Source organism: Peribacillus sp. CSMR9 (assembly GCF_033141925.1).
Classification (GTDB): domain Bacteria; phylum Bacillota; class Bacilli; order Bacillales; family DSM-1321; genus Peribacillus; species Peribacillus simplex_A.
In genome coordinates, this window is the sequence record NZ_JAOPHO010000018.1 from 62442 (window position 1) to 71273 (window position 8832).

Here is an 8832-nt window from a genome sequence, read left to right on the forward strand (position 1 = left end):
TTTCAAGAAAACTCCTTTGCTATCGGTTTCTTTTTATTAGCAGGCAGATCAGCAAGTATCATCCCCAAGAAAATGAATGCACAGCCAATGATGGAAGCGGAAGTCAATTTTTCCCCTATCAATATGTATGAGGATAACGCAGCAAAAACCGGTTCCATTGAAAAAATCAATGCGACTCTCGTAGGTGTCGTATAGGCTTGGAAGAAGGTTTGTGCGAAAAAGGCGAACGCAGTGGCAAGGGCTGCCGTAACCAATAAAGCAGTCCATACGTCTTTCTGTAACATGACCTCTGAGCTGAAGATGATAGAATGATTCTCTTTGAAAATGAAGGCTGAAACATAGGATAATAAAGATACGGTGGAAATCTGAATCAGCGTCAACGGTAATGCGGGAAGGGTCTTGGCATATCTAGCAGTCGTAATGATCTGCATGGCAAAACTTATTGCGCATAAAAATACCAATAAATCACCGATATTCAAATTGGACCGGTCAGCGAACGTCATTAAATAAAGCCCAACGGTTGCGGCAGTGACACCTATAATTGTATTACGGGAAAGCCTATGTTTTAAAAGAAGCAGAGAAAAAACCGGTACCATGACGACACTTAATCCCGTTATGAAGCCTGTCTTCGCAGGAGTAGTATAATTCAATCCGATTGTTTGAAGCCCATAGCCTAAAAAAAGCCAAACTCCGATATGAAACCCAGCTTTAAAAAGGCCCTTATTCCAGGTTTTTCCCTTTTTGTGTAAAGTCGATATATAAGGGGTAAGCAAGAAAACGAAGGCCATGAAGAAACGGACGGCATTGAACGTGAATGGTTCAAGAAAAGATAGTGCATTTTGAACCATTACAAAAGTGACGCCCCAGATGAATACAACGAATAATAATGAAAAATCAGCTGTCTTGTTCATGAATTTCCTAAAGCTTTATTCAAGCGAATGGCCCGTCTTGCCAACTCATCCGCGGATTTGTTTTCGAGATTTGGAATCCATTTTATGAAAAATAATTCAAGCTCGTCGGAAAGCTTTAGAGCCCTTTCCAGCAATATGGCATACTTATTTTTTGCAAATCTTTTTTCAATGGCCTGGTTGATGGCTTGGGAGTCAGTACGAAAAGAAACGATTTGATACTTATTGGCTACACAAATTTCCAATGCTTTGATTAAAGCATGGTACTCCGCTTCATGGTTTTCCATATTTCCAAGCGGAAAGGAATGCCGCTCGACCACACCGTTATTATTAATGAAAACACCTGCGCCGCTCGGCCCTGGATTGCCCGCACTGGCACCATCAATATACACTTCGATCAAGATGTGCTCCTCCTCGAGTTTAACAGTTAATATACTATGATAAAAAAACATTTCATATAAAATTAAAATTGAAACATGAGAATTTCAGCCTGGTATGGGAACTATAATTAAAAGATGATTCAATTGCTTACATTATATTATAAATGGTATACCGAAAAAAAGGTATGAAAATTGTAAGCTGTTCTGCATGAATGGTGAATGGATAAGGAGCTGGAAATCTTTGAAGGTAATTATGCAATGGACATATCATGCTTCCAAAAAACCATCTGCCGATTTCGTTTCGGATTGGCTTGATGCCGGGACTGCACTGGTCATTACGGAAGATCTTGAAAAGGCAGGAAGGCTGAAAGAAGTGGAATTCAAGGATGAATTCGATACAGCATGGACAAAGAAGGAGCTAAAAAAACTCCTGACTGAAGTTGAGGAGGAGCCTCAGGATGTGACGGTTTTTTTTGATGGCGGTTTTCAAAAAGATGAAAAGGTGGCAGGGATCGGTGTTGCCATTTATTTTCGTCAAGGTAAGAAGTTCTGGAGGTTACGCACCAACGTGAAATTGGAGCAATTCGAATCCAATAATGAAGCGGAATATGCGGCCTTTCATGAAGCGGTCAGGCAGATGGACGAACTTGGAATCCACCATCAAAGCTGTGTATTTAAAGGGGATTCTCTAGTTGTCTTAAATCAACTTTCCGGTGAATGGCCATGTATGGAAGAAAACTTAAATAAATGGCTGGACCGCATTGAAGCGAAACTGGATGAGTTAAAGATCATTCCGGTCTATAAGCCAATTTCCCGAAAAGAGAACCAGGAAGCCGATCGCCTGGCAACACTTGCTCTTCAGGGAAAAGCCATTTTAAGCAAAATAGAAATTGTTGGGTCAAAGGAGACATAACAACAATGAACAGGAAAAAAATATATGAAGAAGTGGAAGATGTTCTCGCTTCATTTTGCCAAGATTGTTTTTTACAAAAGCATTTTCGAAAAGAGAAGGGGCGTTCGTATGCCCATCAGTTCTGTATTTCAGAGTGTACAGTTGGTGAAAAATTAAAACAGCTGGGAAATGAACTTAGTGACCTTTCGTAAGTAGCGAAAATTGCTTTCATCATCACACAAAGTCATGGAGGATATAGTATTAAAGGCCATGCCGTTTTTTAGGGTGATTGAGCAAATGAAAAGTGATATGTTCGGTAAATTCAATCCTGAAATCCTGCTGGAGTTTATAAGCCGATTAATGACCACCTTGGTCGGAAAAGAAGTCATGCTTACTAATAAACGAACCTGGACGATCATTATGATCAATCCGTACGATCCCCTTAAAGTTTTAATAAAAACCAGTGAAGGGATCATTGATTTGCGGGTGGAAAAGGAATGGCGGATCGAACGGATCATCGGTTAATGAAAAAAGAGCCCGATTATAAAAAATCGGGCTCTTCATCATTCTGCTTTACCGAATCGAAATAGGCTTTGAGCATCACTTTATTTTCGCTGAAGTCTGCAATCGTATATTGATCAAGGACCTGTAGAAAAGCATCCAAGGCATTATTAAGGACAAATTTCAATGAACAAACGGGAGAAATCACACAGTTATCGTGATCTTTAAAACATTCCACTAGATAAAAGTCCTCTTCGGTTTTCCGCACCAGTTCCCCTACATTTATGTCAGCAGGTGATTTTGCAAGCCGGAAACCGCCATTTCTTCCGCGTATCGTCTCAATATAGCCTAGTTTACCTAGATTATGAACAATCTTCATCAAATGATTTTTAGATAGTTGATAAACTTCAGAAATCTCTTTTATATTTGATAATTTGCTTTGGTCGTGGGAAGCCAGGTAAATCAACACTCTAAGTGAGTAATCGGAATAACTCGTCAACCTCATGTTTATCGCCTCACATTCTATCCCCATTTGACTATATCATAAATGTGAACATTTTATAAACATGAAAACATAATTTCTAAAAAGATGTATTAAAAATATTGCTTTTAATGCAATTAAGTTCTAATATAAACATGTATTAAAAATACTTGTTTAAGAAGAGGGGTTTATTTATGCTATCCCAGAAAACGATCGATATTATAAAATCAACTGTACCTGTTTTAGAAGTGCATGGTACAACTATAACAACTGTATTCTATAAAAATCTTTTCGAAGCACATCCTGAATTATTAAATGTCTTTAATCATGCCAATCAAAAAAAAGGGCGCCAGCAAAATGCACTAGCCAACACGGTTTTGGCAGCAGCCAAATATATAGATCAACTTGAAACGATTTTACCGGCCGTGAAGCAAATAGCACAAAAACATAGAAGTCTCGCAGTTAAAGCTGAACATTATCCAATTGTAGGAAAACATCTATTAGGTGCAATCAAGGAAGTATTACAAGATTCGGCGACAGAAGAAATCCTTCAAGCTTGGGGAGAGGCGTATGGAGTCATTGCGGATGTTTTCATTAGCATCGAAAAGGAAATGTACGACGAAGCTTCCAATCAGGTCGGAGGATGGTCTGATTTCAAACGATTCACAGTGGTGGAAAAAGTACGGGAAAGTGACGTAATCACATCCTTTTATCTAAAGCCATCAGATGGAGATAAGGTTCCGGCATTTCTTCCGGGACAATATATTACCGTTCGGATCGAGATACCGGGTGAATCGTATTTATTCAACCGTCAGTATAGTTTATCTGATGTTCCGGGAAAAGATTATTTCCGTATTTCCGTTAAAAAAGAAAAGCCGGGAACCTCACCTGATGGAAGGGTCTCTAACTACTTGCATGAATCCATTCAGATGGGTGACAGTATTGACGTAACGGCTCCTGCAGGTGATTTCACCATCGACTTGGATAAACGAACACCGGCAATATTTTTGAGCGGAGGCGTTGGCATAACGCCTTTCATGAGCATGGTCCATGCGGTAGCTGAACAAACACCTGAGCGTGATGTACAATTCATTCATGCAACCGATAATGGCCATTTACAGCCGTTCAGAATGGAACTGACAGAACTAGGACACAAGCTTACCAACTATAAATTATCCTTTGTCTTTAAAAATCCGAGTGAGGATGATAAGAACCTCCCGAATTTTGAAAAAGAAGGGTATATTGATAAGGAATTAGTGAGCAGTTTTGTTAAACCTGAAGCTGATTATTATGTGTGTGGCCCTGTTCCTTTCATGAAGGCGATCATCACTTACCTGAAAGAATTGGGGATAGATACGGATAAAATTCACTATGAGTTCTTCGGCCCAGCAATGGCGTTTTAAGGTTATTCATGTTAGGAAGGTTATTGACATCAAGAAGATTTTTTTGCATACTATATTAAAACAATGAACGTTGAGAGAAGATTAGTATGCGAAAATCACTGTGACAGAGAGCGGGGTCAATTGCTGGAAGACCCGCGACAGGAAAGCGCAGAACCTGCTTCTTGAGTCCTATGCAAAACATAGGCGCAAATCCTGGCGTTATCAGGCAAAGTGGAATGCATGTACTTGCATTCAATGAAGGTGGTACCACGGAGAGCAGCCCTTTTCGTCCTTATTTCGAGGATGAAAAGGGCTTTTTTTCATGTCTAAGATATTTATTGGAGGAAAAATCGATGGAAAAGAAACGCATCGTTGTAAAGATAGGAAGTAGTTCTTTAACCAACACACAAGGTGAAATCGACCAAACAAAATTTTCCGATCATATCCAGGCAGTGGCAGCATTAAGGAAGGCGGGACATGAAGTTGTCCTTGTTTCATCAGGTGCTGTAGCGACAGGTTTTCGCAAGCTCGGTTATCCTACGAGACCTGTCACTCTCAAAGGAAAACAAGCTGCTGCAGCTGTAGGGCAAAGCCTATTGATTCAATCATATATGGAACAATTAGGGCACTTTGGAATCGTTCCGGCGCAGATTTTATTAACAAGGAAAGATTTCTCGAAAAAAGAAAGATATAAAAATGCATATGCAACATTGATGGAATTGCTTGAACGCGGCATCCTCCCGATTATTAATGAAAATGATACAGTTTCAGTCGAGGAGTTGACTTTCGGTGATAATGATATGCTATCCGCCTTAGTAAGCGGGTTAGTCCACGCCAACAACTTGATCATTTTAACGGACATTAATGGGCTCTATGATTCCAATCCACAGACAAACCCAGGGGCCAAACGCTTTGAAAAGCTTTCCGAAGTAACGTCGGATTTATTGCAAATGGCAGAAGGTGCGGGATCTAATGTTGGAACCGGGGGGATGAAATCGAAGCTGATTGCAGCCCAAACTGCATTGTCTCTTGGAGTGAAAGTATTCATCGGTTCTGGTGTGGGGAGCGAAAAACTACTAACTATCCTTGAAGGCAATGGTGATGGCACATATATTGGGAATGATGTCTTGACGACGGTAACGAAAAACAAACAGTGGATATCCCTTCATTCACAAGTATCCGGAAAAATTTTCGTTGATGAAGGTGCCGAAAGGGCTTTAGTTTCAAATGGGAGCAGTCTACTACCAGCTGGAATTTATGAAATTAAAGGAGTATTCAATAAGGGGGATGTCGTCGAGGTCTTTGGTGCAAATGGGTTATTAGGCAGGGGTGAGGTCCTTTATTCCGACGAAGAATTAAAACAGGCTATGGGCAAGCGGACAACCGAGCTTGTGATCACTTCCATAGAAGTGATCCATCGCGATAAATGGGTGAGAGCATAGGTAATCAATTTTAGAGAAAGAAAAGGGGGCATTAAAATGAGTGAAGTGACTGCGAAAGGAAAGGCAGCCAAAAAAGCCAGTTATCAGCTAATTGGATTGACTACGGAAAAGAAGAATGAGGCACTTGGAAAAATTGCAAAGCAAATTGTTAACGATAAAGATCATTTGATAAAAGAAAATCAAAAGGATCTAGAAGAAGGCAGGAAAAAAGGTTTCAGTGAGTCGATATTAGATCGAATAATGTTAAATGTTAATCGTATTGATGATATGGCAGCTGCAATTAGGCTTTTAATCGATTTAAAAGATCCAATTGGAGAAAAATTGGAGACGATCGAAAAAGAAAATGGTTTATTGATTAAAAAGTTACGAGTGCCGATCGGTGTAATCGGAATGATTTATGAAGCAAGGCCAAATGTGACCATCGATGCAGCTACATTATCCTTGAAAACGGGGAATGCGGTCCTTTTAAGAGGCAGCTCTTCAGCCAAATACTCCAATATGGCACTGATCTCTTCCATTCATAAGGCTTTAGAGAATACGGAAATTCCTGTAGAGGCTATTCAGTTAATCGAGGATACGAGTCGGGAATCCGCTAAGGAACTTTTTCACCTTAATGAGTATTTAGATGTTTTGATTCCTCGTGGTGGAAAGAATTTAATTGAAACGGTCATTAAGGAGTCCACTGTTCCCGTCCTTGAAACGGGATCAGGCAATTGCCATATCTTCATCGATCAGACAGCAGATGTCACGATGGTCGAGAAAATTGTCTTAAACGGTAAAACACAGCGACCTTCCGTATGCAATGCAATTGAGGGCCTTCTTATTCACGAAAAATGGTTTGAAGAAAATGGAAAGCTGATTTTGGAAATCCTGGATGAAAAGGGTATTGAAGTATATGGAGACGAAATGGTTTGCAGCGCTTTTCCGAGAGCGAAAAAGGCAACGGAGGATGATTGGTCAACAGAGTACCTAGCATTAAAAATCAGCGTGAAAATTGTAAACGGTGTATCGGATGCAATTGAACACATTAACCGATACGGTTCCAAGCATTCTGAAGCAATCCTAACGAGAGATGAACAAAACGCTTCCATATTTTTGAATAAAGTAGATGCGGCAGCAGTTTATCACAATGCTTCCACCCGTTTTACCGATGGTTTTGAATTCGGTTATGGTGCAGAAATCGGCATTTCCACACAAAAGCTCCATGCACGTGGACCAATGGGTTTACCGGCCTTAACATCAAGCAAGTATTTCATTTATGGTCAGGGGCAAACCAGGGAGTGAAATTCATTTTTCCATCGTAGGTTATTAAAACTCAATTAAGGGTATTGTATAATACATTACTTTTAAAGGAGCAGATACCATGGACAATAGGTTTATAGCAATATATGAGAATGAAAATGAAGCAACTTCAGCAGTCGAAAATTTAAAGGAACAAGGATATACATCCGATCAAATATCAGTAGTTGCCAAAAAAATTGATAAATTACCAAATGAAGCCGAGGAAGTCAGCCCAACAAAGCCTGATGGATTCGTAGCAGGGGCAGCGGCCGGCGGAGCTGTCGGTTTGACAGGTTTACTTATTGGAATGAGTGCATTGGCAATACCTGGAATTGGTCCGATTTTGGCAGCAGGCCCGATTTTCGCCACTTTTGGCGGAGCCGCTGCCGGGGCAGCTTCAGGAGCAGGCGGATTGAGGAAGCCATTATTGAATATTGGACTGGAGGAAGCTGAAGTCGATCGATATGTGGAAGATATCAAGTCCGGAAAAATCCTTGTCATTGCAGATCCCGTTTTAAGTAAATGAATATCGTAAGAAAAATCCCCTTATGACCTCTCATAAGGGGATTTATTTTGTCCTTCTTTATTCATTATGGAAAGATTTATTCTTCCTTTGTTGTTCTTCCGCAAGAAACTCCAAAAAGACATTCATTGCAGATAGCGGCTGCTCATTTACCTTTTTATAGTAATTACTTTTCCTGGCATCGGTTAAGTAGTTGCTTTCTTTCATTCTCTCCAGCATATGCTTCTGGCTCATTTTCACTATTTCTTTTTGGTTGTGTTTGTTTTCCTTTAAAAGGGCAAATCCTATAGCACCCACTAATGCATATATTGCAAGAGCAATTTTAGAGATTGGGTATGAGTCGTTTTTAAATAAAAGAAAAAATAGATTTATGATGGAAAACCCTATCATTACGGTTGAAAAAAAACTGTATTTCATATTTTTCTTCAATAATGGGGACAGTTTTGATTGAAGTTTTTCGATTTCGGATTGCATGAAACGCGGTATATTATTTATCTTTATATTCATGGTTTCCTCCTTAATATGCATTCTTGAAATATGAAATTTGTATTGGTTACCTTTTGTTTCATTTCATGGTCGGTACGGTATATTTTACACGAATTTTTTAAGGAATCAGGAAAAGGAACCTAATTGTCTATATCTTATCGCTTAGATACTGATTTGTCATTTATTATACTTCAATATTAAGGAATCAATCTGGGGAAACTAATATTAGTAAAGTATTCTTCAATTAAAGGGAGCGATTCTTTAATAAAAATCGATTTTCTTAATGAACTCCCTCAGTTTAATAGATAATGCTCACGAATACTCGCTTATTCGCAGGATTTCAAACCACATGGTATAGGTTGCTTTAGATGAACGAAAGAGATCGGACCGTTTTGATAAGATGAGGGCAGATTGAAATAGGGGATCTGTCGGAAATCCCATATTATTACATATACTGCACGCATTTTCCACGCTGCCCTTGGAGGCTTTCCCTCCCATGTCTCAACGGGTCATAATCCTATGCCCTTTCATTCCTTCGTCATGCCTATCCAAGGGG

The 8832-nt window shown here is 39.6% G+C and carries 11 protein-coding genes and 1 other annotated feature; of the genes, 7 read left to right on the plus strand and 4 right to left on the minus strand.

Annotation, left to right across the window (positions count from 1 at the left end):
- Positions 1-2: 2 nt before the first annotated feature.
- Positions 3-911 carry a DMT family transporter gene (locus N9I19_RS11045; RefSeq protein ID WP_317777812.1) on the minus strand — a complete coding sequence of 303 codons (909 nt, stop codon included), beginning with the start codon at positions 909-911 and terminating at the stop codon, positions 3-5.
- Entirely contained in the window at positions 908-1309 is a 402-nt protein-coding gene (locus N9I19_RS11050) for a reverse transcriptase-like protein (protein ID WP_061463809.1), read from the minus strand. Before N9I19_RS11050 ends, N9I19_RS11045 begins: the two co-directional genes overlap by 4 nt.
- 220 nt (positions 1310-1529) lie before the next feature.
- On the opposite strand from N9I19_RS11050, the gene N9I19_RS11055 reads away from it, so the two are divergent.
- The 3 genes from N9I19_RS11055 to N9I19_RS11065 all read left to right on the plus strand — a co-directional run bounded on the left by N9I19_RS11055 (position 1530) and on the right by N9I19_RS11065 (position 2705).
- Positions 1530-2201, plus strand: coding sequence for a reverse transcriptase-like protein (locus N9I19_RS11055; RefSeq protein WP_317777813.1), 672 nt, complete (start codon positions 1530-1532; stop codon positions 2199-2201).
- Positions 2202-2206: 5 nt separating this feature from the next.
- On the plus strand, positions 2207-2392 hold the full coding sequence (locus N9I19_RS11060) for a zinc-finger domain-containing protein (RefSeq protein ID WP_317777814.1): 186 nt from the start codon (positions 2207-2209) through the stop codon (positions 2390-2392).
- Positions 2393-2477: 85 nt separating this feature from the next.
- Entirely contained in the window at positions 2478-2705 is a 228-nt protein-coding gene (locus tag N9I19_RS11065) for a hypothetical protein (protein WP_317777815.1), read from the plus strand.
- 16 nt (positions 2706-2721) lie between these two features.
- Here the strand turns inward: N9I19_RS11065 and N9I19_RS11070 are convergent, their stop codons facing one another.
- The gene (locus N9I19_RS11070) at positions 2722-3186 is read right to left on the minus strand and encodes an RrF2 family transcriptional regulator (RefSeq protein ID WP_061463806.1); all 465 of its coding nucleotides are present in this window, start codon (positions 3184-3186) and stop codon (positions 2722-2724) included.
- Between the two features lie 170 nt (positions 3187-3356).
- Between N9I19_RS11070 and hmpA the strand changes: the two genes are divergently transcribed.
- The 4 genes from hmpA to N9I19_RS11090 all read left to right on the plus strand — a co-directional run bounded on the left by hmpA (position 3357) and on the right by N9I19_RS11090 (position 7793).
- On the plus strand, positions 3357-4565 hold the full coding sequence (gene hmpA / locus N9I19_RS11075) for an NO-inducible flavohemoprotein (RefSeq protein ID WP_317777816.1): 1209 nt from the start codon (positions 3357-3359) through the stop codon (positions 4563-4565).
- Between the two features lie 61 nt (positions 4566-4626).
- Positions 4627-4841: a binding site (T-box leader), on the plus strand.
- Positions 4842-4897: 56 nt separating this feature from the next.
- A complete protein-coding gene (proB, locus tag N9I19_RS11080) occupies positions 4898-5986 on the plus strand; it encodes a glutamate 5-kinase (protein WP_061466127.1) in 1089 nt (362 codons plus the stop codon).
- A gap of 36 nt (positions 5987-6022) precedes the next feature.
- Positions 6023-7270 (plus strand): glutamate-5-semialdehyde dehydrogenase, encoded by a 1248-nt coding sequence (locus N9I19_RS11085; protein ID WP_317777817.1) that lies wholly within the window; start codon positions 6023-6025, stop codon positions 7268-7270.
- Positions 7271-7349: 79 nt separating this feature from the next.
- Entirely contained in the window at positions 7350-7793 is a 444-nt protein-coding gene (locus tag N9I19_RS11090) for a general stress protein (protein WP_089363210.1), read from the plus strand.
- Between the two features lie 57 nt (positions 7794-7850).
- Here N9I19_RS11090 and N9I19_RS11095 read toward each other — a convergent pair whose 3' ends face one another.
- Entirely contained in the window at positions 7851-8297 is a 447-nt protein-coding gene (locus N9I19_RS11095; RefSeq protein WP_284470365.1) for a DUF5392 family protein, read from the minus strand.
- Between the last annotated feature and the right edge of the window lie 535 nt (positions 8298-8832).

What these genes read in the sequence shown, in the direction of transcription:
- N9I19_RS11045 (WP_317777812.1), bottom strand. Translation starts at nt 911, where the DNA reads ATGAACAAGACAGCTGATTTTTCATTATTATTCGTTGTATTCATCTGG.
- N9I19_RS11060 (WP_317777814.1), top strand. Translation starts at nt 2,207, where the DNA reads ATGAACAGGAAAAAAATATATGAAGAAGTGGAAGATGTTCTCGCTTCA.
- N9I19_RS11065 (WP_317777815.1), top strand. Translation starts at nt 2,478, where the DNA reads ATGAAAAGTGATATGTTCGGTAAATTCAATCCTGAAATCCTGCTGGAG.
- N9I19_RS11070 (WP_061463806.1), bottom strand. Translation starts at nt 3,186, where the DNA reads ATGAGGTTGACGAGTTATTCCGATTACTCACTTAGAGTGTTGATTTAC.
- hmpA (WP_317777816.1), top strand. Translation starts at nt 3,357, where the DNA reads ATGCTATCCCAGAAAACGATCGATATTATAAAATCAACTGTACCTGTT.
- proB (WP_061466127.1), top strand. Translation starts at nt 4,898, where the DNA reads ATGGAAAAGAAACGCATCGTTGTAAAGATAGGAAGTAGTTCTTTAACC.
- N9I19_RS11085 (WP_317777817.1), top strand. Translation starts at nt 6,023, where the DNA reads ATGAGTGAAGTGACTGCGAAAGGAAAGGCAGCCAAAAAAGCCAGTTAT.
- N9I19_RS11090 (WP_089363210.1), top strand. Translation starts at nt 7,350, where the DNA reads ATGGACAATAGGTTTATAGCAATATATGAGAATGAAAATGAAGCAACT.
- N9I19_RS11095 (WP_284470365.1), bottom strand. Translation starts at nt 8,297, where the DNA reads ATGAATATAAAGATAAATAATATACCGCGTTTCATGCAATCCGAAATC.